This window comes from Actinoplanes sp. NPDC089786 (genome assembly GCF_040684855.1).
Taxonomy (GTDB): domain Bacteria; phylum Actinomycetota; class Actinomycetes; order Mycobacteriales; family Micromonosporaceae; genus Actinoplanes.
The window spans coordinates 425742-450856 of record NZ_JBFBGU010000001.1 but is presented as its reverse complement, the minus strand read 5'-3'; the positions used below and the strand labels follow the sequence as shown (position 1 = coordinate 450856).

Here is a 25115-nt window from a genome sequence, read left to right as displayed (position 1 = left end):
CCTCGCCATCCTCGGCAGCCTCGCGGTCGGCATGGCGGAAAAGCCGCAGCCCGAAACCTCACCTCCCGCCTCCCCTGGTCGAAGGGAAGGTGCGAGAGGAGGGGATGGCAACGTGTCGCAACGCGCACTGGACGCGGAGGAGCTCTCGGCCGCCATCCTCGCGATCGAGGACGAACTGGTCTTCGACGCCATCGAGGCCCGTGACCTGGCCGACGGATACGAGCAGCGGGCCGTCGAACTCGGCGACCAGTTGCTCGTGCACCGCGCCCGGCTGTGCCAGATCGCCGTGCTCATGCGGGCCGGCGACCTGGCCGGCGCGGCCACCCGGATCTGGGCGGTGCACCGCTGGGCCGAGGAGAACGAGTCCCGGAAGCTGCTCGCCCGCACCCATCTCGTCTGGGCCAACATCCACCGGCTGCTCGGCGACTACTCGAAGAACCTGGAGCAGTCGCTGCTCGCGGTCGAGCTCCTGGACGACGACTCGACCCCGTTCATGCGCATCTGGCACCTGGCCCGGCTGGGCGGCGCGTTCGGCCTGGTCGACTCGCGGGCGGCGGCCCGGGAGCGCTACGAGCAGGCCGAGGACGCGGCCCGCCGCTTCCACCACCCGGTGCTCGAGCTCTGGGTGCTGAACAACTACGCGTGGTCCGAGTGCCTGATGGGCGAGCCGGTCCGCGCCGAGCGGATCATCGAGCGGCTGCGCCCGCTGGCCGACACGTACGGCTTCGAGCTGCACCCGACGATCCTGGACACGATCGGCTCCATCGAGATCGAGAACGGGCAGTACGCACAGGCCGAGAAGACCCTGCTGGAGTGTGTCCGGCGGCATGGCGACGGCCGGCTCGAGGACGCCGACTCAATGGCGCAGTACCTGCTCACCCTGGCCCGGGCCCAGCGCGGCATGGGCGCCGTGCACCGCGCGCAGACGACGCTGGACGAGTGCCGGGCGATCTGCGTGGAGCGGGAACTCGGCCACGTCATGGTGCGGGTCCATCAGGACCAGGCCGAGCTGTACGCCGCCCGCGGTGAGTTCGCCCTGGCGTTCGCCGAGCACAAGCAGTTCTTCACCGCCCACCTCGCGCTGGGGTCGGCCGAGCGGGAGGCGCAGGCGCGCACCCGCCAGGCCATGTACGAGACGGCCGAGGCCCGCGAGGAGGCGGAGCGGTTCCGCGAGCAGGCGCGCCGCGACCCGCTCACCGGCCTGCGCAACCGCCGGTACGTCGACGAGCAGTTGCCCGCCCTGATCCAGCGGGACGGGGACCTCACCCTGGCCATCGTCGACCTGGACCACTTCAAGCAGATCAACGACCAGCTCTCGCACGACGTCGGCGACCAGGTGCTGATCGAGGTGGCCCGGCTGCTGGAGACGTCGTTGGCGGAGGTCTGCGGCGACGGCTTCGTGGCGCGCATGGGTGGCGAGGAGTTCCTGCTGGTGCTGCCGGAGATCGAGGTTTTCGCCGCGGCCCGCCTGCTCGAGGTGATCCGGGCGACGATCGGCGCGCACCCGTGGCAACCGATCACCCGCGAGCTGCCGGTCACGGTCAGCATCGGGGTCGCGACCCGGGCCGAGACGCCCGCGCCGACCCAGCCCGTCCTGCTGTCCATCGCCGACCGCAACCTCTATGCGGCCAAGCACGCCGGTCGCGACCGGGTGGTCTTCAACATGACGCGTGACCTGCGGAATCGCTCCTACCGAGACGCTGCGACGGCCGCCTGACGATGGACGCTCTGCTGGAGATCGAGGACGGTACGCCCGGGGACGTCCCGGAGGCCCTCGCCACCGCCCGCCGACTGGAGCAGGAGGCGCTGGCGCTCGGCGACGAGCTGCTGGTGCAGCGGGCCCGGCTGTGCGCCGTGGCGATGTTGATGAGGACCGGCGAGCTGGCCACGGCCGCGCGGCAGATCTGCCGGATGTCGCGGCCGCGGACGCCACCACCTGCCTCGATCACATCCGCCGGGCCGTCGCCGCCCACCCCTGGCACCTGCTCGCCGGCGAGCTGGCCGTCACCATCAGCGCCGGCGTCGCGAGCGGTTCGTCGTCGCTCCCGGAGCTGCTGTCCGAGGCCGATCGCAACCTCTACGCGGCCAAGCACGCCGGGCGCGACCGGGTGGTCTTCCGGCCGGCGGCCTAGACCCTTTTTCGAGTACGAGCGACGGAAAGGCCGGCGGGGCACTCACGCCGGGCCGTCGCTGGTCACCCTCGGTGCCCCACCGCCGGGTTGTCCCGGGTGGTCACGCCCTGTTGATGCAGAATGCACTCACGGCGTTCATGATCGTTTGAAGCCGGTCGAGCGGCCTGGCACGGGGGAACCCGACCGCCCGACCGGGGTCTCAGGGGCGGAGCCGCGGACGTTTGCGGATCGGGCGAGGCGGGAGGCAGTGGGCCCGGACGAGCACCTCACGGCGCGCGCCCTCGCGACCCGAGCCATCGATGAGCACGCCCTCGACCTCGAGCCACGTGTCGCCCTCGAACGGTACCGGCCGGTCCCAGTCGATGCGGTCCAGCTTGATGGTCAGCGGGCCGATGCCGTAGCAATAGTCGGTCTCGGCGAACTCGCAGATCAGGTGGCGGCGCAGAGCCGGCTGGAGCCGCCCGCCGCGCATCGCCGGCGACTCGGCCACCCACGAGGTCGGGTGACCGTGCCACATGCAGCGCAGGGCCTCAAGCGTGCGGATCGGACTCACCACCGTCCTGCTTCCGACGGGTCGACCGAATCAATGCGTAGCGTACGCCGCCGAAACGGTGAGTGACGACGCTCGCGCGGGACGAGGCCGCGTAGAAGTCGTCGATGAGCAGGTCGTCGCGATACAAGAGTGCTGGGTTGCCCTTCCGCGCGTGGTCCGTCGCACGCGGATCGGACGGGTCAGGAAGCTCCGGACCGATGTTCGGGACCCACATGCTCTGTTACCTCCCGCTTGGACGCCCCCGCCAAGGAGCCTCGCTTGAGGTCGTTCTGCGACCGTATGGTCACTTAAAGATGTCACCCTCGGTGACCTTTTTTCTAATGGTGCGTGCGTTATCATGCTCACAATCCCGTGATAGCGCAAGGCCAAATGCACGTGCATCTGCACAGCCTGTCGCCTGATCGGGCCGGAGGGTAGTACCACCACCGGCCGAGACCCGGCCGGAAGGGCAACGTAGGGAGTAACAAATGTCGCGCATGGTCAACGGCATGTCGGCCAGCCAGTTGCTTGGAGTGACCTGGCAGAAGAGCGGCCGAAGCAACCCCAGCGGCAACTGCGTCGAATGCGCCGCCCTGCCGGACGGCAGCGTCGCCGTGCGGAACTCCCGGGACCCTGAGGGCCCGGCTCTGATCTACACGCCCGCCGAGATCGAGGCCTTCATCGGCGGGGTCCGCGACGGCGACTTCGACAACCTGCTCCCCCGCTGAGACATGCTGAGGCTCGTCCCGCCGCCCGGGTCAGCCTCAGACGGGGGTCAGGCTCAGCCCGGCCGGCCGACCTCGTGCAGGAGCTTCTCGAGAATCTCCGGCGTGTGGTTCGGCGGGTCGGCGTCGATGCAGACGCGTTCCATCGCGATGGCGTACTGATCGACGTCCTCGCGCTTGTCGAGATAGATGGCGCTGGTGAGCTGCTCGACGTAGACCACGTCGGGCAGCTCGGGCTCCGGGAAACGCAGGATCGAGAACGGTCCGCCCGCCGCGGCGTGGCCGCCGGCGTCGAACGGGATGATCTGGAGCCGTACGTTGGGCTGCTTGGCCGCTTCGATCAGGGCCTCGATCTGAGCCTTCATCACCTCGACGCCGCCGATCGGGCGGCGGAGCACGGCCTCGTCCACCACGGCCCAGATCTGCGGTGGCATGGGCCGGTTGAGAACCATCTGCCGCTGCCGGCGGAGCTCCACCCGACGGTCGATCTCGTCGGCGTTCGCACCGGCGTGGCCGAGCATGATGACCGCGCGGGCGTATTCCGGGGTCTGCAAGAGGCCGGGCACGAACTGGATCTCGTACGTGCGGATCAGCGTCGCCGCGGCCTCCAGGCCGAGGTAGGACTGGAACCAGCCGGGCAGGATGTCGCCGAAGTGGTGCCACCAGCCGGGGTTGTTGGCCTGCCGGGCCAGGCCCAGCAGCGCCTCGCGCTCCTTGAGATCGGTGACGCCGTAGAGGGACAGCAGGTCGGCGACGTCACGCTCCTTGAAGCTGACCCGGCCGAGTTCCATGCGGCTGATCTTGGAGCCGGACGCGCGGATCTCCCACCCCGCGTCCTCGCGGGTGATCGCCTTGCCTTCGCGCAGCCGCCGAAGTTGTGCACCTAGAAGGATGCGCAGCACGGTCGGGCCGCTGCCCGGCGCCTCCTCCGCAGTCACGTGACTTCCCGCCTCTTGATCTCCATTGATGAGGGCTGCCGGCACGCAGTCCCTTCGCATCTTAGGGGTGTGATCGTCCGGCACGAAACCGTCCGATGCATCCATCTCATGGAACTCGCACGAGCCATATGCACGTGCATCCGGCCTTGCGATTGCACTGGTTCGCGAGCATGATAGCTGACAGGCGCGTATCGACCTGCTGACACAGCGTGCTGAAAAGTTCGATTTCTCGACCGAGGTGCTCCCCCGCCGACGTTGAAGCACTTGATCTTGGAGGCTTCCCCGATGTCCACTCCGACCATCGCCCCGCCGGAGCGCGACCCTCAGGATGTTCTGCCGGCTGACACCTATCACAAGGCCGACCCCGTGTGGGTCTACCGCAACGGCTGGCGGGCCGGTGTCATCGAGGCCGCCTCCGCGCGCGCCGTCACGGTCACCTATCGGCCCGGCGCCGCTCTCGGCACCGGCGTCGACACGTTCACCGCCGATTGCGTGGAAAAGCGCGCCGACGAGGACCCGGCGCTCGACAACCGTTCTCTGCTGGTGAAGCGCGTACCCGCCGAAGTGCGGAACGCCGCGTGACCGGGGCGGTGGCGCTCGCCGCCATCATCGGCCTGGCCAGCCTCCTGGCCGGTGTCGCCCTCGGCTGGTACCTGCGACGCACCAACGACTGGTGCACGCATTGCGGCGACCAGCTCAGCTGCGCCGGTTGCGGCAAGCGAGCCGGCTGGCCCCGCCCCCACGCGACGACGACTCGGGAGCCCGAGAACGCGCGCTAGTCTCACCCCTCCGCTGGAGCGCGTCTGACGTTTTGACGCCCCGACTCGCGGGTAGTCGATGTCGTCAGCGCTCTGATCGTGGAGGTGTCAGGTGCTGGAACCACACGAGAAGCAGTCCTTCGACAGTCTGGTGGCGGGCCTGCGAGCCGGCGACCCGCGGTTCAACCGCCGGATCGACAAGCTGACCCGCCCGCCCCGGCGACGGCTGCGCCTGGCCCTGGCGGTTCTGCTGTGGACGCTGGCGCCGGTGTGCATCTGGCTCGGCGGCTGGACCGGCTTCTTCATGGCCGTGGTCGGCGCCGCTTACGGCGTACACCTGGTCAAGAAGCGCGCCCCCCTCGCCGGCCGCACCCAGCGGTTCAGGTCCAGCGATCCCCGGTGAGGCGCTCGTAGGCCTCGACATACCGGTTACGCGTCGCCTCGACCACCGCTTCCGGGATCTCGGGCCCCGGCGCGGTGCGGTCCCAGTCGGCGCGCTCGGTGATCGCCCAGTCCCGCAGGAACTGCTTGTCGAGGTACCGCAGTGAGGTGCCCGGCTGCCAGTCCTCGCTGAGCATGAACCGGCTCGAGTCCGGCGTAAGCAGCTCATCGGCGATCGTGAGGCCGCGCTCCCCGAACCCCACCTCGATCTTGGTGTCCAGGATCAGGATCCCGCGTTCCTTCGCGATCTCGGACCCGAGCCGGTACACCTCCATGGTGATCCGCCGCAGCTCAGCCGCCACGTCCGGCCCTTCCTGGGCCACCACCGCGTCGTACGTGACGGTCTCGTCATGCCCCTGCCCCGGCGCAACCTTGGTCGAGGGCGTGAAGATCGGCTCAGGCAGCCGTGACCCTTCCACCAGCCCGTCCGGCAGCGGGTTGCCCCCCACGGCCCGTTCCTTGGCATAGTCCTTGACCCCGGAGCCGGCCAGATACCCCCGAGCGATGCACTCCACCATGACCATCCGGAGCCGCTCGCAGCGAACCGCCCGCCCCCGCCACTCGTCCGGCACATCCCCCGCCGACCGCACATGATTCGGCGCGACGTCCTTGAGCTGCTCGAACCACCAGAGACTCAGCTGGGTGAGAATCTTCCCTTTGTCGGGAATAGGTGTAGGCAGGACAACATCAAAAATCGACACCCGATCACTGGCCACCAGAAGAAGATCGTCCCCGTCCGAGTAGACGTCCCGAACTTTCCCCGAGTGCAACAGCTCCACGAGTTCTCCCAGCGATCGATAGGTGGGGTCGGCCGAAGACTAGCTGACGTGGTCGGCTCGCCCGGCTCGGCGCTCGTGCGCCCGACTCCCCGGCATTCATCCTAAAATCGGCGACAGACTTCCTACTGGGGGGATACCAATGGCGATCATCAGGTCGTTTCGAGCATCGAGCCAGAACGTCAAGCGGCACTCGACCGACGTCGACTGCGAGTGGGCTGTTGTCGGCGGAGGAGATGACCGCGTCCTGCATCTCTCCACCTTCGGGAGCGACACCCGCAAGAGCCAGCCCAAGTCCAGTCAGAGCATTCAGCTCGACCGCGCCCGCGCGCAGGAACTGATCGACATCCTCGTCAAGGCGTTCCCAGGCATCTCGCGGTAAGCACGGTCAGCGCCAGCCGCTACCAAGCCGCAGCTCAGCAGAACCCATCTCGGTTCTCAAGGCGGCCGATCGGGGTGGGCATCGGACAACTCGACGGCGGTGACGGTCAAAGGTGGCTACGCCGGGTTCTCGGCCGCGCCCGAGCAGATCGCCGGCGCCACCGTGGCCGCAACCACCGACACGATCAACCCACCATGCGCGGCAAGATCAACTATCTGCCCAGGCCGGGCACCTACACCGGCACCGTGACGTACACCCTGACGCCTTCCTACTGACTTCGTCTTAGGTTAGCCTTAGCTAATCTCGGACATGGGAAGGCCTTGTCATGAGCACCATAGAGATCACCGACCGGGTCGACCTGGCCACGCTGGCCGCCGTCTACCGCCGGGTCCACGCCGGCGACCTGCACCTGACCGACCACAGTGACCCGTCGCCCGAGGACCGGCTCCGCTGGACCGCCGAGGCGCCCGGGTTCCAGGCCGCGGTCGGCTACGCGAACGGCGAGGTCGTCGGCGCGGTCGTGGGCTGCCCGCTGCCGCCCGAGACGCTGTGGTGGCGTGACCTCGGCGACGCCGACCCGGCCCTGGTGAAGGAGTGGCGGGGCCGCACGTTCGCGCTCTGCGAGGCATTCCTGCTGCCCGGCGCGCGGCGCTCCGACCTCGGCGTACGCATGATCGTGGAGCTGCTTGCGGCCCGCACCGAGGAACGCACGACGATGGCCGTCGCCGACACCAACACCCGGGTCTGGCACGCGCTGGAGAGCCGCCACTTCGAACACGTCGGCGACGTGGTCCCGTTCCCGGGCTGGCGTCCACACCGGATGCTGGTCCGCTCGCTCCCGCTGCGTCATGACCGAGCGGAACGAGCGTCATGACGCAGCGGCAGAGCATCGTGAGCGTGTACACCGAGGAACTTCCCGGTCTGGGTACGTTCGAGCTGGTCCGGCTCGACCCGGCGGCACACCTGGACACGATCTACGCCTGGGTCAGCGCCCGGCGCGCCGAGTTCTGGGGCATGACCGAGAACTCGCGCGACGAGGTCCGCGAGATCTACGAGTTCCTGGACGGCCTGGAGACCCACCACGCCTACCTGATGGAGCTGGACGGCACACCGATCGGCATCTTCCAGACCTACGAGCCCGAGCACGATCCGATCGGCGAGTACTACCCGGTGCGGGCCGGCGACTTCGGCATCCACCTCTTCCTGGCCCCGGCCGAGAAAGAGATCCAGGACTTCACGGGTACGGTCTCCGCGGCGCTGTTGCGCTTCGTATTCCAGGTGCCGGCGCGGCAGCGGATCGTGGTCGAGCCGGACGCCCGCAACGAGCGCGCGCTGCGCCGCTGGAAGCGCCTCGGTTTCGTCTTCGACGCCCAGGTCACGCTGCCCCACAAGACCGCACAGCTGGCCTTCCTGGAACGGTCGTCGGCCGGCCGGTGAGCCCGGCCGGCCGCACAACCAAGGCGGCTCAGAAGTCGTCGTCGAAGCTGACGCTTCCGGTGACACCGACCTGGTAGGCCGAGACGCGCCGCTCGAAGAAGTTGGACAGCTCCTGCACGTCCTGCAGCTCCATGAAGGCGAACGGGTTCCTGCTGCCGTAGATCGGGTCGATGCCGAGGACGCCGAGGCGGCGGTCGGCGACGTGCTGCAGGTACTCCCGCATGTCGGTCAGGGACATGCCGGAGACGCCCTGCTCGAGCAGGTCGGCGGCGAACTGCACCTCGCACTCGACGGCCTCGGCCAGCATGTCCTTGACCTGCTGTTCCATCTCGGCGTCGAACAGGTCCGGCTCTTCCGCGCGGACCGTGTCGACGACGTCGAAGGCGAAAGCCATGTGCATCGACTCGTCGCGGAACACCCAGTTGGTGCCCGAGGCGAGGCCGTTGAGCAGCCCCCGGGAGCGCAGGAAGTAGACGTACGCGAACGCGCCGTAGAAGAACAGGCCCTCGATGCAGGCGGCGAAGCAGATCAGGTTGAGCAGGAACGCCCGCCGGTCCTCGCGGGTCCGCAACGAGCGCAGCTCGAAGATCGAGTCGATCCACTTGAAGCAGAACTCGGCCTTGCGGGCGATCGAGGGGATGTTCTCGACCGCGGCGAACGCCTCGTTCCGCTCCCTCTCGTCGGGGACGTAGGTGTCCAGCAGGTTCAGATAGAACTGAACATGGACGGCCTCCTCGAACAGCTGCCGCGAGAGGTAGAGCCGGCCCTCGGGCGAGTTGACGTGCTGATAGAGGTTGAGCACCAGGTTGTTGGCCACGATGGTGTCGCCGGTGGCGAAGAACGCGACCAGCCGCGAGACCAGGTGCTGCTCGGCCGGCGAGAGCTTGGCCAGATCGGCGAGGTCGGAGTGCAGGTCGACCTCCTCGACGGTCCAGGTGTTCTTGATGGCGTCCTTGAAGCGGTCGAAGAAGTGCGGGTAGCGCATCGGCCGCAGCGTCAGGTCCATGCCCGGGTCCAGCAGCATCCGCTGGTCGGTGGTCTCGCGCGGGGCAGGAACGGTGGTCACTGGCAGGCCTCACAGGACTCGGGGTTCTCCAGGGAGCAGGCCACGGCCTCGACCTCGTCGACGGCCGGAACCGGCACGACGGGTGCGATCGACACGGTGGCCTGCTGGATCCGGGTCGCGGGCCGCGACCGCAGGTAGTACGTGGTCTTCAGCCCGGCTTTCCAGGCGAAGTTGTACATCGAGGAGAGCTTGCCGATGGTGGGCGAGCTCAGGAACAGGTTCAGCGACTGCGACTGGTCGATGAAGGGCTGCCGGGCCGCGGCCAGCTCGATCAGCGCCTTCTGCGGCAGCTCCCAGGCGGTACGGAACAGCTCGCGCACCTCGCCGGGCAGGTCGGTGAGGCCCTGCACCGAGCCCTCGGCCCGCCTGATCTGCTCACGGATGGCCGGGGTCCAGAGGCCGCGCGCCTTGAGTTCGCGTACCAGATAGGTGTTGATCTGAAGGAACTCGCCGGACATGGTCTCGCGCTTGAACAGGTTGGACACCTGCGGCTCGATGCACTCGTAGCAGCCGGCGATCGACGCGATCGTGGCCGTCGGGGCGATCGCGATCAGCAGGCTGTTACGCAGACCGTGCTCGGCCACCCGGGCCTTCAGTGCCGTCCATCGCTCGGTCTGCGTCGCCGGCGCGCCCCACAGCTCGTGGTGCAGGTCGCCCTTCGCGGCCCGGGTCTCATCGAAGGCCGGGTGGGGGCCGAACCGCTCGGACAGCGCGGTCGAGGACTCCAGGGCGGTCAGGAAGATCTCCTCCTGTACGCGCGTCGACAACTCCTTCGCCTCGGCCGAGTCGAACGGCAGCCGCAGCGTGAAGAACGCGTCCTGCAGACCCATCAGCCCCAGGCCGATCGGACGCCAGCGCGGGTTCGACGCCGCCGCCTGATCCGACGGGTAGTAGTTGATGTCGATGACCCGGTCCAGGAACACCACCGCGGTGCGGACCGTGTCACGCAGCCGCTCCCAGTCGACGCCGCCGGCGGTCACGTGGGCGCCCAGGTTGATCGAGCCGAGGTTGCACACGGCGGTCTCGGCGTCGGAGTTGACCTCGAGGATCTCGGTGCACAGGTTGGACAGGTGGATGGTGTTGCCCGGGGCGCCGGTCTGGTTGGACAGGCGGTTCGAGCGGTCCTTGAAGGTCATCCAGCCGTTGCCGGTCTGGGCCAGGGTGCGCATCATCCGGCCGTACAGGTCGCGGGCCTTGACGGTTTTGACGGCCTTCTTCTCCGCGGCGCGGTAGGCCTCGTCGAACGCCTCGCCGAACAGGTCCGGCAGCTCCGGCGCGTCCGACGGGTCGATCAGCGACCATTCGCCATCGGCCTCGACGCGGCGCATGAACTCGTCCGGGATCCAGTTGGCCAGGTTGAGGTTGTGGGTGCGGCGCGAGTCCTCGCCGGTGTTGTCGCGCAGCTCGAGGAACTCCTCGATGTCCGGGTGCCACGGCTCCAGGTAGACGCAGGCCGCGCCCTTGCGGCGGCCGCCCTGATTGACCGCCGCCACCCCGGCGTCCAGCGTCTTGAGGAACGGGACGATGCCGATCGACCTGCCGTTGGTGCCCCGGATCAGCGCGCCCCGGCCGCGGACCCGCGACCAGGAGATGCCGATGCCGCCGGAGAACTTGGACAGCTTCGCCACCTGCTGGTAGCGCTCGTAGATCGAGTCGAGCTCGTCGCGCGGCGAGTCCACCAGGAAGCACGACGACATCTGCGTGTGCGACGTGCCCGAGTTGAACAGGGTCGGTGAGCTGGGCAGATAGGCCAGCGAGGACATCAGCCGGTAGAAGCCGATCGCCTCGGCCGGCGTCTCCGACAGGCCACAGGCGACGCGCAGCAGCCAGTACTGCGGCGTCTCGACCACCAGCCGCGTCGACGGGTGCCGCAGCAGGTAGCGGTCGGCCACCGTACGCACACCGAAGTATTCGAACCGCAGGTCACCGGCGTTGTCCACGGCGTCGTCCAGCTTGCGGGCGTTCAGCGTGACGAAGGTCAGCGTCTTGTCGCTGATCAGGCCCTGCTGGTGGGCGTACCGGATCGACTGGGAGAAGCTCGCCACACCCTGACCACGAACTTCCTTCTCGACGTACGCCGTGAGCAGCCGCGCCGCCAGCCTCGAGTACTGCGGCTCCTCGCCGATCAGCTCGGCCGCCGTCTGGATCGACAACTTGTCCAGCTCGGCGGTCGTCGCGCCGTCGTACAGGCCGCTGATGGTTTTGGTCGCGACCCGCAGCGGGTCCACCTCGTCCAGGTCGGCGACCCACCGCTCGACCGCCTTGACGATCTTGTTGACGTCCACCGTCTCCAGGTCGCCGTTGCGTTTGCGAACCCGCATCCCGGTCATGTCCCCCTCCTCAGCCCGAACCCCGAGGCCGTCGGACGCGCAGGAGGACGCCACCGGGGAACCCCGCGAGACGCGGCCCGGCTGATGGCGTCGGCCGTCCCACGCGGCCTTCGACCGCCGCGCACACTCATGCGCGGCGCGCTGGCAGGTCTTCGGACTCGCGGGCACGACCCGTCGCCGGGTCACCTAGTGGCCGTCGCTTCCCAGGCCGGAGCCCAGTGCTTCATGACGGCGGTCGTTCCTGCTCACCGCTGCGGGGCAGTTCCGGATTCACACCGGATTCCCTGTTGCCTCGACCCTCCGGACGGAAGATCGAACCAGCTGCGAGCAACACCATATATGGCGGACTCGACGGAAGCACAACACAACATGTGGCGCGGCGTGTCGTTCATGGCGGCTTACCGCCGGGCCGGCCGGCTGGTCGGCGGCCGCCGCTCAGAGCTTGCGGTACGTGCGGGGGCTGGTGCTCGCGACGTTGCCGGCCTTGTCGAAGACGTAGAAGACCACGGTGAACGTGTCGCCGTAGATCTGCGTGTTCAGCTTCACCGAGAACGGCGACGTGGTGTCGATGGCCTTGGTCCGGCCGTTGACCCGCATCTCGACGCGGTCGATGCCGTTCAGGTCGGCCACCCGCACCGGGATGGTCCAGATGCCGGAGAGCTGCGAGCCGGACGCCGGCGCGGTGATCGAGATCGTCGGCAGGGTGTTGTCGACCACCACGATCCGCCGGGTCACCGACCGGTTGCCCCAGCGGTCGGTCAGCGTCCAGGTCAGCACGCGAGCGCCGTCGCCGCCGATCGGCACGGTGGCCGAATAGGGCGGAACCGTGTCGGGGGCGGCCGCGCCGGTGAGCTGGGCCGAGATCGGGAGCGAGAGGTCGGTCGCCGCGACCGTGGTGTTCAGGTTGGCCCCGCGGACCAGCGCCCGCTCGGCCGGCTCGATCGAGGTGACCACCGGGCCCTGGTCGTCGACCTGGAACTGGGTCTGCACCGACGCGGTGTTGCCGGCCTTGTCGACCAGCTTGACCAGCAGCCGGCCGTCCTTGCCGGTGGCGTCCCAGGTGATCGTGAACGGCGCCTCGGTGCGGCGGCCGAGCACGTTGCCCGCGGTGTCATAGAGGACGACCTCGGTCAGATCGTCGGTGACCGGCGTGGCGGTGATCGTCGTCGGCCCGTGCACGACGTCGGTCAGCGCGGGCGAGAAGGTCGCCTGCGGCGGATCGGTGTCGACCTTGACCCGGGTGGACGCCTGGTCGCCGGCGCCCCGGGCGTCGTAGGCCCGGACCGTCACCGAGACCTCGAGATTGTTCTGTGCCACGGCCGGCTGGAGCAGCAGCGGGCCGTCCTTCACCGCCTGGCGCACCTGGACCACGCCGTCGATCAGCAGCTCGACCTGGACGGCGGTCGGGGCGTAGGTCGGCGAGATGTACTGCTTGGAGCCGACCAGCTGGCCCTCGAGCAGCCCGGTGCCGAACACCAGGGTGCCGGCCGCCGCGGCCGGGGTCGCCGTTCCCGCCGCCACCATCAGACCCATGGCCGTAGCCGCGGTCCATCGCCGTGCCTTCACGTTGCGCCCCCGCTTCGTCGCCGTCGGTCCCGCCGCCTGACTTTAGGACAGCGTCCACAGTCGACGCGCTGGCCGATCAGTCAACTTTCCGGCAGCCGGCGACAGTCGGCATCATGGGGCGACGCCCGGCTTCCTCTTCGGGCACGGCGCGACGTCCGATCGCCGCCAGACGGTTGCCCGAGCGCGCCAGCAGACTCGTGCCATCAACGGCTCACCCGGTCAGCGTGCCGCTCAGGTGGGCGGCCGCGGCGATCGTGGCGGCGTACTGCGACCCGACCAGGCGGCGGATCTCGATCGGCGCCAGCTCGGCGGCCCGCGCGTCGGCGACGAGCCAGTCCGCGTACCGCTGCTCGATCTCGGCCAGCGCCGACCGGGCCGCCGCACGGACATTGCCCACCGCCGCCTCGCCGCGTAACGCCCGCAGCAGGACACCGCCGTAGCGCAGGCGCCACTCGTGCACGTTCAGGGCGAGCGACGTGGCCTCGGCAACGGTGGCCGGCCGGTCCGCCGTGGGCCGCAGGCTGCGCTCCTTGCGGGCCGGGCCGGCCTCGGCGAGGAAGCGGGTGAAGAACCGGGCGGCGCGCCAGAACGGCGAGTCCGGGGCGAGCAGGTTGTGCTCCACGGCGGACAGGGTGCGGGTCAGCAGGTCGGCCACGTCGATCAGCTCGGCGGCGTTCGCGGCCAGCGCGTCACGGTAGGTGACGCCGGCCGGCGAGGTGTCCCCGGCCCGCGGGTCGTGCCAGTACGGCAGCTCGCTGACCAGCATCAGGGCGCCCCAGCGGTCGGCGTACCAGGTGGTGCTGCCGCCCCGGATCGCCCACCGCTCGCCGCGCGCCATGGTCCGCTCGTACACCTTGGCCAGGGCCGTCGCCTCGTAGATGGCGTCGTCCAGCACCACCAGGTCGGGCGCCTCGGGCTCACCCCGGTCGAGCGGGATGCCCAGGTGTTGCGGCACTCCCTGGAGCACCGGGTGCAGGGCCGGCTCGGGCCGGCTGAGCCAGTAGTACGCGCCGCCCAGCTCGCTGTTGTGCAGGGACGCGACCAGGGCCGGCCGGTACTCGTCGATCAGCCGCATCAGCGCCTGCGTCTCGGCGATCGGGTCGTCGAAGTACGCGTCCTCGTGGTTGATCGGGAACGTCCACTCGACCTGGTCCCGGCCCGCCGGGCGGTAGAAGTGCCGCGCGTAGTGCGCCCGGGTGAACGGCCCGCGCAGCCAGCCCTCGTTCAGCCGCAGCCCGTCCGGATCGGCACAGTCCACGATCCGCCACCGGAAGCCCAGCCGCTCCCGTAACCCGGCGTCGGCGCACAGCCGCTCGGCCAGATGCAGCGCGGTCAGCCCGCCGATCGGCTCGTTGGGGTGGGGCAGCCCGAACGCCAGCGCCTCGGGCACCGAGCCGGGCGCCTCGTCCGGCCGCCGGTCCACGGTCAGGCACCAGAGCGGGTCTCCCTGCCGTGAGCTGCCACAGCGCCGGAGCGTCGCCACGTCCGGGTAGCGCTCGGCGATCCGGCGCAATCCGGCGTGCAACTCGTCCACCCCGGCAAACGCCTCGTAGTGGGGAACCGTGGTGAGTTCGGCGAGGAGCCAGGCCGGGAGGGCGTCGATCATCCGCCCATCCTTACGAAGAGTCCGCCCGTGAGACCAGACGGTCACGTCGGCGAGCCCCGCGTGTCAAGCCGGAAACCGCGACGGCACACCGCTCCGAGTCCGATTGTGATCCCCTCAAGATCCCGCCGAACCCGTTGGACCGTACGCCCGGCAGCCCCCGACCGGGTCAAACGTCCGCCCTTTCGTGACCGGGTAATCACGTGCCGTATCTGGTTGATAGATGCTCGTCACTATGTCTCGCCATGCGGGATGGCCGGCACGGACCGTAGTGCCTGGTCGCCCCTCGGCTGGTCGCGTTGCCGCGGGGCTTGGTCGGCGCGCTGGCCTGGACGGGCTGCGGCCGATCCGGTCGTCACCTCGGACCTTTGCTCTGAGCATCTCGATGCATCACGCCAGGGCCGGGTGGAACTCGCCGTCGGTCAGCACGGGCACGACGTCGCTGTGGCCGGACTCGGCCGCGATCGCCACGTCGTCCGGGAAGCCGCCCTCGATCAGCTCGCGGCCGCTGACGGTTCCGGCCAGGTCGCCGGACGGCGCGGCGGCCGCGGTGCGCGCCTCCGGGCTGGCGTCGGTCAGGTCGAGGCCACGCAGGACGGCGGCGGCGCCCCAGAGATCCTCGACGGCAGGGCGCAGCGTGCCGTCCGGCCAGTGCTCGCCGCCCGCGACCACGGCCACTGTCACGTCGCCCTGCCGGGAGATCCACCTCGCGACCGCGCCGGCGTTGCGCAAGGACGCGGCCACCGTCCTCGCGTGGCCGGCGCCCAGGGTCAGCGCGATCGTCGAACCGTTCGGCGAAGGCAGGACAACGCGTGCTCCGGGCGTACCCCACTGGCGAAGAGTGACCGGCGACAAGCTGAAGTCGCGCGGGCCGGCCGCGCGCCGCCCCACAGCCAGCGCCGCGTTCTTGTCCTGCGCGAAGCGTGCGGCGGTCTCGTCGTTCCAGCGGTACGGGAGAACCACCATCCCGGCGTCCAGCGCGACGGTTACTGATGTGGTGAACGACAGGACGTCCACGACTACGACGATGTCGGCGTCCGTGCTGATCGCGCGACCACCGGTCAGACCCCAGTCGAAACGGACTCTTCCCTTTTGCACGACTGGGGATTATTCACCTGGCGCGTGCTCGGTCGGGTGGACCGTGGCGGGATCGCTCGGGGGAGTCGGTCCGGTCGCCTGTGGATAACGCCACGGTTCGTCACAATCGCGCGCTACATTCCACGCCCACCCATGGGGGTGGGGGTGGGGGTGGCGGACGCGTGGAAAATTTCAAGATCAGCCGATGCCGACGGTCTGCTTTGACGGCTCGATCATGGCCACGACGCGAGCCTGGTCGCGGGCGTAGGGCGCTCCGATGTACTTCATGGCCAGCTGGTCGACGACCTGCCAGCCCGCGTCCCCGTCCAGCCAGGCGACCACCCGGCCGCGGATGACCACCGGCGTGAACGGGTCGTCCGCCGGCGCGATCGACAACGCCACCCGGGGGTCGTGGCGCAGGTTGCGGGCTTTGCGGGAGTCCGGGCCGGTCAGGAACACGATGTGGTCGTCGTGGGTGCCCACCCAGATCGGGACGCTGTGGGGCGAGCCGTCGGGCCCGACGGTGGCCAGGTGAGCGATCGGGGTGCCGTCGAGGACTCGACGTACGGACGGGTCGATCATGGTGGGCCCTTTCAGAGTGCATCTCATGCGTGCGGCATCGCGGCGAACGTCGTCAGCGCCGTCAGCACGCTGCTCAGGTGGGTGCGCATGGCCTCCTCGGCGCCGGCGGCGTCACGGGACGCGATGGCCTCGATGATGGCCAGGTGTTCCGGCAGGGACGTGAACGGGCGGCCGGGCATCAGGGAGAGCCGGAACTGGTGGCGGACCATCTGCCCGTGCAGCTGCTCGATGATCCGGCTGGCCGAGGTGTGACGGGCGATCGCGCGTACCCGGGAATGCAGTTGGGCGTTGAGCTCGGAATAGCGCAACATGTCCGATCGGCCGACCGCCGACTGCATCTCCTGGCCGAGTGAGCGCAGCGAGGCGATCTCCTCGTCGGTGACCCGCTCGGCGGCGCGGGCGGCGACCAGCCCCTCGATGGCCCGGCGCAGTTCGGTGATCTCGATGGCCTCGTCGAGGGAGATCTCCCGGACCCGGGCGCCGCGGTTGGGCTGAAGCTCGACGAGCCCCTCGGTGGCCAGCTTCGTGAACGCGTTCCGTAACACGAAGCGGCTCGTGGAGAAGCGCTCGGCCAACTCGTTCTCGATCAGCCGCTGGCGGGGGGCGTATTCCCCGCGCAGGATCGCCGCGCGCAACTCCGACAGGACGTCACTCATGGTGAGATCGTATTCAAGACGAGTTCTTGGCCCGCTGAACCAGCGTCCAGACCTGGGCACGAATGTCGGCGAAGGCCGGCGAGGAGCGCGTCTCCAGCTGGGTGCGTTCGGCCGGGAGATCGACGGGTACATCGGCCAGCACCGTGGTCGGCCGGTTGGAGAGCACCAGCACCCGCTGGCCCAGGTAGACCGACTCGTCGATGTCGTGGGTGACGAACACCATGGTGATGCCGAGGCGCTGCCACAGGGCGCGTACCAGATCTTCCAGGTCGGCCCGGGTCTGCGCGTCGACGGCGGCGAATGGCTCGTCCATCAGCAGCACGCTGGGCTCGTACGCGATGGCCCGCGCGATCGCCACCCGCTGCTGCATGCCGCCGGAGAGTTGCCACGGGTGCGCGTCGGCGCTGTCGAGCAGGCCGACCGCGGCCAGGGCGGCGTCGGCCGACTGCCGGTGGCCGGGTCGAGACCTGATCGGCAGTTCCACGTTCTTGCGTACGGTCAGCCAGGGGAAGAGGCTGCGCCCGTACTCCTGGAAGACCACCGCCATCCCGGCCGGCGGCCCGGTGACCGGCACGCCGTCCAGTCGCACCTGCCCGCCGGTCGCGTCGAGCAGCCCGGCGATGCAACGGAGCAGCGTGGTCTTGCCGGCGCCGGACGGGCCGACCACGCACAGCAGCTCGCCCTGCTGCACCTTGAAGGTCAGGTCGCGGATCGCCTCGACGTCCCGGCCGTGGCCGGTGTACGTCTTGGCGAGCCCGTCGACGTCGAGGCTGACGGCGTTGGTGTCAGGCACCTTCATCCCTTCCGTTCCAACTGCCGCTGGCCGTGGTACCAGGCCAGCGTCCGGTTCTCGACCAGCCGGAACAGCACCGACAACACGACGCCGAGCAGGCCCAGCAGGATGATCCCGGTCCACATCTCGGGCACCTGGAACCCGCGCTGGAACTGCACGATCGACGCGCCGAGCCCTCGGTTGGCCCCGAACAGCTCGCTGATCACCATCAGGATCACCCCGATCGACAGGGCCTGGCGCGCGCCCGTGACGATGCGGGGGCTGGCGCCGCGCAGCACCACGTGCTGGAGCCGGGCCGCCGGGCCCAGCCGGTACGAGCGTGCGGTGTCACGCAGCACCTCGTCCACCGATCGGACCCCGTCCACCGTGTTCAGCAGGATCGGCCACAGGCAGCCCAGCGCGATCGTGATGACCTTGTTGGTCCACCCGGTGTAGCCGGCGAACAGCGCGATCACCGGGATCAGCACCGGCGGCGGGATGGCCCGGAAGAACTCCAGCACCGGCTCGGCCATCGCGCGCAGGGTCCGGTTCGAGCCGATCGCCACGCCCAGGGCCACGCCGCCGACCAGCGCGATCGCGTAGCCGATGGCGAGCCGCGCGAGGCTGGGCAGCACGTCGTTGACCAGCCGGTCGGCGGTCCAGGTCGCCGGGAAGGCTTTGATGACGCTCGGCAAGGGGGGCCAGAAAAAGCTCTGCGCGTACGCCGAGACGACCCACCAGACGGCCACCAGCACGACCGGCAACGCAGCCGCGTACAGCAGGCGTTTCATGCTTCGCTCCGCACGCTCGTGTGCCAGCGCAGGGTGCCGCGTTCGACCGCCCGCGCGCCCACGTTGACCGCGACGCCGATCAGACCCACGACCAGGACCAGCGCGTACGTGTCGGGAACGGCGCCGGACGACTGCGCCACGCCGATCGAGCGGCCCAGTCCGGGCACCCCGACGATCAGTTCGGCGGTGATCTCCAGGATCAGGGCGACCGCGGCGGCGAGGCGGAAGCCCGTCATCACGTACGGCAGAGCGGTCGGCCAGACCACGTTGCGCACGACGCCCCAGCGGGTGAACCGGAACGACCGGGCGGTGTCACGCACCACCGGGTCGATGTCCGCCACGCCGTACAGCACCTGCACCAGCACCTGCCAGAACGCCGCATAGACGACCAGCACCAGGGCCGACTGGATCCGGCTGCCGTAGATCAGCACCACCAGCGGAATCAGCGCGACCGACGGGATCGGCCGCAGGAACTCGATCGTCGAGGCGGTGAGCTTGCGCAGGATCGGGACGCTGCCGATCAGCACGCCGGCCACCACCCCGGCGATCATGGCGATGGCCAGGCCGAGCGCCCAGCCGCCGAGGGTCTGCCCGAGGGCCAGCCAGAAGTCGCCCTCGACGGTCTGCCGGCCGAGGGCGGCGACCGTCGTGCTGAACGGCGGCAGGAACCGATCGTCGACCAGGCCCGCGCGCGGCAGGATCTCGGCGGCGGCGACCAGGATGGCCACGCCGCCGAGAGGCGCCAGCACCCTCATGTCAGGGAATCAGCTTCGTCAGGTCGGGGTCCTTGGTGATCAGGCCGTCCTTCTTGGCCATGTCGAGCAGCCGCTGCACGGCCGGCCGGTCGATCTCGGTCGGCCACTTCGGAAGAACCAGCTTCTGCTGTACGGCCGGCTCGAGCTTGAGGTAGTCGGTGAGGACGGCGCGGGCCTCCTCGGGATGGCCGTTCGCGTACTCCAGCGACTTCTTCATCGCCGTGGTGAAGCCGGTGACCGCCGTCGGGTTCTGCGCGGCGAACTGCTCGGAGGTGAAGTAGAGGCCGACCATCAGCCCGTTCAGCGGGTTGCCGATCGGCGTGAGGCCCTGCTCCTTGCCGATCGTCAGGAACGGCTCGACGACCTGGCCGGCGTCGATGTCGCCCTTCTCGATCGCGGCCGGGATCTGCGGGAACGGCAGCTCGACGAAGGTGATCTTCGTCGGGTCGGCGCCGGCTTCCCGCACGCTGTTGCTGACGGTCAGCGTGTTGATGTTCTTCAGGGTGTTCACCCCGACCCGCTTGCCCGCCAGGTCCTTCACCGACTTGATCGGGCTGTCCTTCTTGACCAGGACGGCCCCGAAGTCCTTGTCCTCCACGCCGGTCGACGCGTTGCCGGCCGACACGACCTTGAGCGGCAGGCCCTGGGAGCCGGCCAGCAGCAGCGAGGCGGTGTTGCTGAAGGCGAACTGGTACTGCTGGCTGACCACGCCTGGGATGAGCGCGGCGCCGCCCTGGGCGGTCTGGATGGTGAGCTCGAGCTTCTGCTCGGCGAAGAAGCCCTTCTTGATGCCGAGATAGACCGGTGCGACATCGACGATCGGAATCAGCCCGAGCGTCACCTTGGTCGTGCCATCAGATGTGGTCTGGGCACCGCCGCCACCCCCGCACGCGGCGGTGAGCAGGGTAAATGCCGCGACAAGAGCAAGTTTCGCGCGCACGATGGATCCTCCTTGGACGGTGGCGTACGGAGAACCGATGTGCGCACCTTACACACATTGTTGACAAAATTGAAGCCAATGGTATACACGATTGTTGACACATTTGTTGACACTGCTTAGCTTGACGGGATGGCCACTCACTACGTCGTACGCGAGGTGAACCGGGCGGATCCATCGGTGATCGCCGATCTTCGAACCGCCGGGGTGGCCGCCGCGCATGAGGCGGCCGGCCGGATCGGCCTGCTGGGCCCGTCGATCGAGGCCCGCCTCCCCGGCAGCGCGATCGCCGGCTCGGCGGTGACGGTCTCCTGCCACCCCGGCGACAACCTCATGATCCACGCGGCCGTCGAGATCTGCCACCCCGGCGACGTGCTCGTGGTGACCACGACGTCCCCGTCCACCGACGGCATGTTCGGCGACCTGCTGGCCACCTCCCTGGTCGCCCGCGGCGTCGTGGGCCTGGTCATCGACGCCGGCGTCCGGGACATCACCTCGCTGCGCGGCATGGAGTTCCCGGTGTGGTCGCGGGCGGTGCACGCCCAGGGCACGGTCAAGGCCAGCCCCGGCTCGGTCAACATCCCCGTGGTGGCCGCCGGCCAGTTGGTCCGGGGCGGCGACATCGTGATAGCCGACGACGACGGCGTGTGCGTCCTGCCCGCCACCCGAGGCGCCACCGTGGCCGCGGCCGCCGCCAAGCGCCTGGCCAACGAGGCCGAGAAGCGCGAGAAACTGGCCGCCGGCGTGCTCGGCGTAGACATGTACAACCTCCGCCCCCTCCTGGCCGACCTGGGCGTCGAGTACGTCGACCGCCTCCCACCCGACCACGACCAACCATGACCACGGCCCGCCCATCGGCCACCGCAACGCAGGTGGAGACCTCCACGTCGGTCGCGCCGTTGTCACCGCAGGCCACCGCCACGGCTCCACTTCCACCGACGCCGCTGTCCACCGCCTCAGCCACGGCTCCACTTCCACCGACGCCGTTTTCCGGTGCGGCTGACGGTGTGCGCTGCATGCAGATGCGCGGCGGCAGTTCCAAAGGCGCGTACTTCCTCGCCGAAGACCTGCCGTCCGACCCGGCCGAGCGCGACGATGTGCTGTTGCGGATCATGGGCTCACCGGACGAGCGGCAGATCGACGGTCTCGGCGGCGGCCATCCCCTGACCAGCAAGGTCGCCGTGGTCTCGCCATCGACCGGCCCCTCGGCCGACGTCGACTATCTCTTCCTGCAGGTCGTCCCCGACCGCCCGGTCGTCACGGATGCCCAGACCTGCGGCAACCTGCTGGCCGGCGTCGGGCCGTTCGCCATCGAGCGCGGCCTGGTCCGACCGACCGGCGACACCACGGACGTGCGCATCCGGATGCTGAACCCGACGAACGCGTTCGCCCGGGCAACGGTCCGCACGCCGGGCGGCCGAGTCACCTACGCCGGCGACACGGTCATGGCCGGCACGCCGTTTCCCGCCGCGCCGATCAACCTGACCTTCCCCGGCGACGGCTCCCCGCTGTTTCCCACCGGCCGCCTCGTGGACCATTTCGCCGGCCTCGACGTGACCTGCGTGCACGGCGGGATGCCGGTGGTGCTGGTCCGCGCGGCCGACCTGGGCCTAGCCGGCGACGAACCGCCGTCCACTCTCGAGGATGACGCTTTGCTGCGGAAACGCATCGAGGAGCTGCGGTTGGAGGCCGGCCCAGCAATGGGCCTAGGAAACGTGGCCGAGACGACGGTCCCCAAGATCAGCATCGTGTCACCCCCGCGAAACAACGGCACCGTGACCACCCGCACGTTCATCCCACACCGCGTGCACACCGCAATCGGCGTCCTGGGGGCCGTCTCGGTCGCCGCCGCCATCCGCACCCCCGGAACGAACGCGTTCGTCCCCCACAACGAACACGTTCGCAACGACCAGCGCCGTGACGATCAAAGCCGAGACGAACACGTCCTCCACGAACAAGACCGTGACGAACACATCCCCGACGAACGAGGCCGCAACGAACGCGTCCCTCGCGAACAGGGCCATGACGAACACGTCCCTCACGAACAGGGCCATGACGAACACGCCCCTCACGAACAGGGCCGTGACGAACACGTTCGTAGCGAACGCATCCGCAGCGGACACCTTCGTAACGAACAGCGCCGTGACGAACACATCCCACACGAACAAGACCGCAAGGAAAATGGCCCTCGCGAACTGGGCCGTGGCGAACCGGGCCGTGACCAACCGGGCCGTGACAAACCGGGCCGTGACCAACCGGTTCGGATTGAGCATCCAAGTGGGACGTTCGACGTCACGGTTGCGCTTGATGTCTTGGGGGCGGCGACGCGCCTTCGGGAGAGCTCGGTGGTAAGGACAGCACGCAAGTTGTCGGATGGCCTGGTCTGGCCGCGCACCCCAGGGGAAGTCGCATGACTCGACGAGCCATGGACGACGCCGGCACACCAACGACGGCCCCGGGCGCCGCCGACGTCTGCCTCGACGCCGGCGTCCACATCGAGACCGGCCCCCACAAACACGCGATCCAGCAAACCTTCTTCCCGTACGGCACGGACAGCCGTGAGAGCGCGGGCGGGCGTGAGAGCACGAGCGGCCGTAAGAGCACGAACGGCCGCGAGAACACGAGCGAGCCTGAGAGCACGGACGGCCGTGAGAGAAAGAACGTTCTTTCTCTCGGGACCGGCCGAATCGCGGTGCTCGGGCTGGGCGAGGCGGGCTCGGAGATCGCTCGGGACCTGGTCACAGCCGGTGCTTCGGTGTGTGGATTTGATCCTCTGCTCGCGCCACCCGCGGGAGTCGATGGGCGGTCGAGCGACGCCGACGCGGTTCGGGACGCTGATCTTGTCCTCAGTGTTAACAGCTCGCACGATGCTGTGCCCGCATTGCTGGCGGCGCTCGGGGCGCTGCGGCCGGGCACGATCTGGGCGGATCTCAACACCGCGGCGCCTTCCGTCAAGGAGACGCTTGCCTCGCTGGCCGCTCCTCGGGAGGTCGGGGTGGTCGACGTCGCGCTGATGTCTCCGGTGCCCGGGAAAGGCTTGCGCACGCCGATGCTCGTGTCCGGGAGCGCGGTGCGGGGCTTCTCGGAGATGTTGACTCCGCTCGGGGCCGTGATCACGGTTCAGGACGGGCCGGCGGGGGCGGCGATCGGGCGCAAGCTGCTGCGCAGCGTGTTCTACAAAGGACTTGCGGCGGCCGTGGTGGAGGCGCTCGCAGCGGCCGAGGCGGCTGGATGCGGTGACTGGCTGCGCGGGAACATCTCGGCTGAGTTGGCCGGGTTCGACGAGCGGACGATCGAACGGCTGGTGGACGGGACGCATCGGCACGCCCGGCGGCGGGCCGACGAGATGGCCGCGGCGACCGAGCAGCTGCGGTCGCTGGGAGTTGAGCCGCGCATCGCGGCGGCGGCGCGTGACCTGCTGATCGAGCTAAGTCAGCCGGATGAAGGGGAGGCGAAATGATTATCGACTGTCACGGTCACTACACGACCGCACCGGAGGCGCACACCGCCTGGCGTACGGCTCAGCAGAACGCCTTCCGCGACGGTTCGGCGCCCCCGGCGTACCCGGAGATCTCGGACCTTGACATTCGCTCTTCGGTCGAGGGCAGCCAGTTGCGCCTGATGGACGAGCGCGGCGTGGACCTGACGATCTTCTCGCCGCGCGCCTCGGCCATGGGGCACCACTTCGGCGACGAGGCGGTCAGCCTGGCCTGGACCCGGGCCTGCAACGACCTGATCGCGCGGGTGGTGCGGCTGTTCCCCACCCGGTTCGCGGGCGTGTGTCAGCTGCCGCAGTCTCCCGGCGTACCCATCGCTCGCTCCGTCCCTGAACTGCGCCGCTGCGTGACCGAACTGGGTTTTGTCGGCTGCAACCTCAACCCCGACCCGAGCGGCGGGCACTGGACGGCGGCGCCGCTCACCGATGAGAGCTGGTTCCCGCTCTACGAGGCGATGGTCGAGCTCGATGTGCCGGCCATGGTGCACGTGTCGGCGGTGACCAACGACAACTTCCACGCCACCGGGTCGCACTATCTGAACGCGGACACCACGGCGTTCATGCAGTTCCTGCAGTCGGACCTGTTCAAGGTGTTCCCCGGCCTGCGGTTCGTCATCCCGCACGGCGGCGGCGCGGTGCCGTACCACTGGGGGCGTTTCCGCGGGCTGGCCGACATGCTCGGCCGGCCGCCGCTGGACTCGCTGCTCGGCAACGTCTTCTTCGACACCTGCGTCTACCACCAGCCCGGCATCGACCTGCTGTTCTCGGTCATCGACCCGGGCAACATCCTGTTCGGCTCGGAGATGGTGGGCGCGGTGCGCGGTATCGACCCGCTCAGCGGTCACCACTTCGACGACACCTTGCGGTACGTGCGGGCGCTCGACCTGCCACCGGAGGTTCAGGAGCAGGTGTACGCCTCGAACGCCCGCCGCGTGTATCCCCGGCTTCCCCTCTGAAAGGCGATTCAACGGCTGGAGCCAGCGGTACGAGCAGACCCGGTTGCGGCGGGCTGTAGCTCGCGGCAGTGGTAGCTCCTGAGGGGATCCGGGACCGCAACACCGCGCTGCCCAACCACCGCCCGCGGCAGCGGTAGGCCCTGACGGAATCCAGGACCGCAACACCACGCTGCCCAACCACCGCTCGGGGCAGTGGCAGGCCCTGACGGGATCCGGGACCGCAACTCCGCGCTCGCCTACCACCGCCCCGCGGCCGTGGTAACCGGCGCGCCGGGGTCAGCTCGATGAAACGTGCACACCCAGCGACCCGGCCGACGACAGCCAGCCCGTCCCGCGGAAAGGCGGCAAGAGATATCAAAGCAGTCGGGATCGGGTGTTGTCTGGATCACAAGTTGTCCATAGTATCG

General features: G+C 69.2%; 28 protein-coding genes and 1 riboswitch. Of the genes, 13 read left to right on the top strand and 15 right to left on the bottom strand.

Annotated features, from left to right (window positions below; all coding sequences use genetic code 11):
* The first annotated feature begins 112 nt into the window (after positions 1–112).
* Both AB0O15_RS02145 and AB0O15_RS02140 read left to right on the top strand, forming a co-directional pair.
* Positions 113–1717, top strand: coding sequence for a GGDEF domain-containing protein (locus AB0O15_RS02145; protein WP_364312827.1), 1605 nt, complete (start codon positions 113–115; stop codon positions 1715–1717).
* Positions 1718–1847: 130 nt separating this feature from the next.
* On the top strand, positions 1848–2132 hold the full coding sequence (locus AB0O15_RS02140) for a diguanylate cyclase (protein WP_364312824.1): 285 nt from the start codon (positions 1848–1850) through the stop codon (positions 2130–2132).
* A gap of 199 nt (positions 2133–2331) precedes the next feature.
* Here AB0O15_RS02140 and AB0O15_RS02135 read toward each other — a convergent pair whose 3' ends face one another.
* Positions 2332–2685 carry a hypothetical protein gene (locus AB0O15_RS02135; RefSeq protein WP_364312821.1) on the bottom strand — a complete coding sequence of 118 codons (354 nt, stop codon included), beginning with the start codon at positions 2683–2685 and terminating at the stop codon, positions 2332–2334.
* Positions 2663–2899, bottom strand: coding sequence for a hypothetical protein (locus AB0O15_RS02130; RefSeq protein ID WP_364312819.1), 237 nt, complete (start codon positions 2897–2899; stop codon positions 2663–2665). Before AB0O15_RS02130 ends, AB0O15_RS02135 begins: the two co-directional genes overlap by 23 nt.
* A 253-nt stretch (positions 2900–3152) precedes the next feature.
* Between AB0O15_RS02130 and AB0O15_RS02125 the strand changes: the two genes are divergently transcribed.
* On the top strand, positions 3153–3392 hold the full coding sequence (locus AB0O15_RS02125) for a DUF397 domain-containing protein (protein ID WP_364312817.1): 240 nt from the start codon (positions 3153–3155) through the stop codon (positions 3390–3392).
* 53 nt (positions 3393–3445) lie between these two features.
* Here the strand turns inward: AB0O15_RS02125 and AB0O15_RS02120 are convergent, their stop codons facing one another.
* Positions 3446–4387 carry a helix-turn-helix transcriptional regulator gene (locus tag AB0O15_RS02120; RefSeq protein ID WP_364312814.1) on the bottom strand — a complete coding sequence of 314 codons (942 nt, stop codon included), beginning with the start codon at positions 4385–4387 and terminating at the stop codon, positions 3446–3448.
* Between the two features lie 225 nt (positions 4388–4612).
* On the opposite strand from AB0O15_RS02120, the gene AB0O15_RS02115 reads away from it, so the two are divergent.
* From AB0O15_RS02115 to AB0O15_RS02105, 3 genes are all read left to right on the top strand, one after another.
* Positions 4613–4909 (top strand): hypothetical protein, encoded by a 297-nt coding sequence (locus AB0O15_RS02115; RefSeq protein ID WP_364312812.1) that lies wholly within the window; start codon positions 4613–4615, stop codon positions 4907–4909.
* The gene (locus AB0O15_RS02110; protein WP_364312809.1) at positions 4906–5106 is read left to right on the top strand and encodes a hypothetical protein; all 201 of its coding nucleotides are present in this window, start codon (positions 4906–4908) and stop codon (positions 5104–5106) included. The genes AB0O15_RS02115 and AB0O15_RS02110 overlap by 4 nt, the downstream gene beginning before the upstream one ends.
* Before the next feature lie 91 nt (positions 5107–5197).
* On the top strand, positions 5198–5488 hold the full coding sequence (locus AB0O15_RS02105) for a DUF3040 domain-containing protein (RefSeq protein WP_364312806.1): 291 nt from the start codon (positions 5198–5200) through the stop codon (positions 5486–5488).
* Here the strand turns inward: AB0O15_RS02105 and AB0O15_RS02100 are convergent.
* A complete protein-coding gene (locus tag AB0O15_RS02100; RefSeq protein WP_364312803.1) occupies positions 5466–6305 on the bottom strand; it encodes a phosphoribosylaminoimidazolesuccinocarboxamide synthase in 840 nt (279 codons plus the stop codon). The genes AB0O15_RS02105 and AB0O15_RS02100 overlap by 23 nt on opposite strands.
* Before the next feature lie 139 nt (positions 6306–6444).
* Here AB0O15_RS02100 and AB0O15_RS02095 point away from each other — a divergent pair, with 139 nt between their 5' ends.
* The 3 genes from AB0O15_RS02095 to AB0O15_RS02085 all read left to right on the top strand — a co-directional run bounded on the left by AB0O15_RS02095 (position 6445) and on the right by AB0O15_RS02085 (position 8121).
* Positions 6445–6684: a hypothetical protein gene (locus AB0O15_RS02095; RefSeq protein ID WP_364312801.1), complete on the top strand. Its 240-nt coding sequence runs from the start codon at positions 6445–6447 to the stop codon at positions 6682–6684.
* Positions 6685–7009: 325 nt separating this feature from the next.
* Positions 7010–7558 (top strand): N-acetyltransferase, encoded by a 549-nt coding sequence (locus AB0O15_RS02090; RefSeq protein WP_364312798.1) that lies wholly within the window; start codon positions 7010–7012, stop codon positions 7556–7558.
* Positions 7555–8121 carry a GNAT family N-acetyltransferase gene (locus tag AB0O15_RS02085; RefSeq protein ID WP_364312796.1) on the top strand — a complete coding sequence of 189 codons (567 nt, stop codon included), beginning with the start codon at positions 7555–7557 and terminating at the stop codon, positions 8119–8121. The genes AB0O15_RS02090 and AB0O15_RS02085 overlap by 4 nt, the downstream gene beginning before the upstream one ends.
* A 28-nt stretch (positions 8122–8149) precedes the next feature.
* Here AB0O15_RS02085 and AB0O15_RS02080 read toward each other — a convergent pair whose 3' ends face one another.
* The 11 genes from AB0O15_RS02080 to AB0O15_RS02030 all read right to left on the bottom strand — a co-directional run bounded on the left by AB0O15_RS02080 (position 8150) and on the right by AB0O15_RS02030 (position 20259).
* Complete coding sequence (locus AB0O15_RS02080) at positions 8150–9145, bottom strand: ribonucleotide-diphosphate reductase subunit beta (protein WP_364316965.1); 996 nt, start codon at positions 9143–9145, stop codon at positions 8150–8152.
* A gap of 38 nt (positions 9146–9183) precedes the next feature.
* The gene (locus AB0O15_RS02075; protein ID WP_364316962.1) at positions 9184–11508 is read right to left on the bottom strand and encodes a ribonucleoside-diphosphate reductase subunit alpha; all 2325 of its coding nucleotides are present in this window, start codon (positions 11506–11508) and stop codon (positions 9184–9186) included.
* A gap of 134 nt (positions 11509–11642) precedes the next feature.
* Positions 11643–11854, bottom strand: a riboswitch (cobalamin riboswitch).
* A gap of 98 nt (positions 11855–11952) precedes the next feature.
* The gene (locus AB0O15_RS02070) at positions 11953–13083 is read right to left on the bottom strand and encodes an Ig-like domain-containing protein (RefSeq protein WP_364312794.1); all 1131 of its coding nucleotides are present in this window, start codon (positions 13081–13083) and stop codon (positions 11953–11955) included.
* 211 nt (positions 13084–13294) lie between these two features.
* Entirely contained in the window at positions 13295–14689 is a 1395-nt protein-coding gene (locus AB0O15_RS02065; protein WP_364312791.1) for a M14 family zinc carboxypeptidase, read from the bottom strand.
* A 387-nt stretch (positions 14690–15076) separates the two neighbouring features.
* Positions 15077–15784: a 2-phosphosulfolactate phosphatase gene (locus AB0O15_RS02060; protein ID WP_364312788.1), complete on the bottom strand. Its 708-nt coding sequence runs from the start codon at positions 15782–15784 to the stop codon at positions 15077–15079.
* Positions 15785–15961: 177 nt separating this feature from the next.
* Entirely contained in the window at positions 15962–16345 is a 384-nt protein-coding gene (locus AB0O15_RS02055) for a PPOX class F420-dependent oxidoreductase (RefSeq protein ID WP_364312785.1), read from the bottom strand.
* Between the two features lie 23 nt (positions 16346–16368).
* Positions 16369–17001 (bottom strand): GntR family transcriptional regulator, encoded by a 633-nt coding sequence (locus tag AB0O15_RS02050; RefSeq protein ID WP_364312783.1) that lies wholly within the window; start codon positions 16999–17001, stop codon positions 16369–16371.
* A 13-nt stretch (positions 17002–17014) separates the two neighbouring features.
* A complete protein-coding gene (locus AB0O15_RS02045; RefSeq protein WP_364312780.1) occupies positions 17015–17794 on the bottom strand; it encodes an ABC transporter ATP-binding protein in 780 nt (259 codons plus the stop codon).
* A 2-nt stretch (positions 17795–17796) separates the two neighbouring features.
* A complete protein-coding gene (locus tag AB0O15_RS02040) occupies positions 17797–18564 on the bottom strand; it encodes an ABC transporter permease subunit (protein WP_364312777.1) in 768 nt (255 codons plus the stop codon).
* Positions 18561–19319, bottom strand: coding sequence for an ABC transporter permease (locus AB0O15_RS02035; RefSeq protein ID WP_364312774.1), 759 nt, complete (start codon positions 19317–19319; stop codon positions 18561–18563). The genes AB0O15_RS02040 and AB0O15_RS02035 overlap by 4 nt, the downstream gene beginning before the upstream one ends.
* A 1-nt stretch (position 19320) precedes the next feature.
* Positions 19321–20259: an ABC transporter substrate-binding protein gene (locus AB0O15_RS02030; protein ID WP_364312771.1), complete on the bottom strand. Its 939-nt coding sequence runs from the start codon at positions 20257–20259 to the stop codon at positions 19321–19323.
* A 129-nt stretch (positions 20260–20388) separates the two neighbouring features.
* Here AB0O15_RS02030 and AB0O15_RS02025 point away from each other — a divergent pair, with 129 nt between their 5' ends.
* The 4 genes from AB0O15_RS02025 to AB0O15_RS02010 are packed head-to-tail and all read left to right on the top strand — an operon-like array spanning position 20389 to position 24708.
* On the top strand, positions 20389–21096 hold the full coding sequence (locus tag AB0O15_RS02025) for a 4-carboxy-4-hydroxy-2-oxoadipate aldolase/oxaloacetate decarboxylase (RefSeq protein ID WP_364312768.1): 708 nt from the start codon (positions 20389–20391) through the stop codon (positions 21094–21096).
* Positions 21093–22670 carry a PrpF domain-containing protein gene (locus tag AB0O15_RS02020; RefSeq protein WP_364312766.1) on the top strand — a complete coding sequence of 526 codons (1578 nt, stop codon included), beginning with the start codon at positions 21093–21095 and terminating at the stop codon, positions 22668–22670. Before AB0O15_RS02025 ends, AB0O15_RS02020 begins: the two co-directional genes overlap by 4 nt.
* The gene (locus AB0O15_RS02015) at positions 22667–23716 is read left to right on the top strand and encodes a DUF1932 domain-containing protein (protein WP_364312763.1); all 1050 of its coding nucleotides are present in this window, start codon (positions 22667–22669) and stop codon (positions 23714–23716) included. The genes AB0O15_RS02020 and AB0O15_RS02015 overlap by 4 nt, the downstream gene beginning before the upstream one ends.
* Entirely contained in the window at positions 23713–24708 is a 996-nt protein-coding gene (locus AB0O15_RS02010; RefSeq protein WP_364312761.1) for an amidohydrolase family protein, read from the top strand. Before AB0O15_RS02015 ends, AB0O15_RS02010 begins: the two co-directional genes overlap by 4 nt.
* Positions 24709–25115 lie beyond the last annotated feature (407 nt).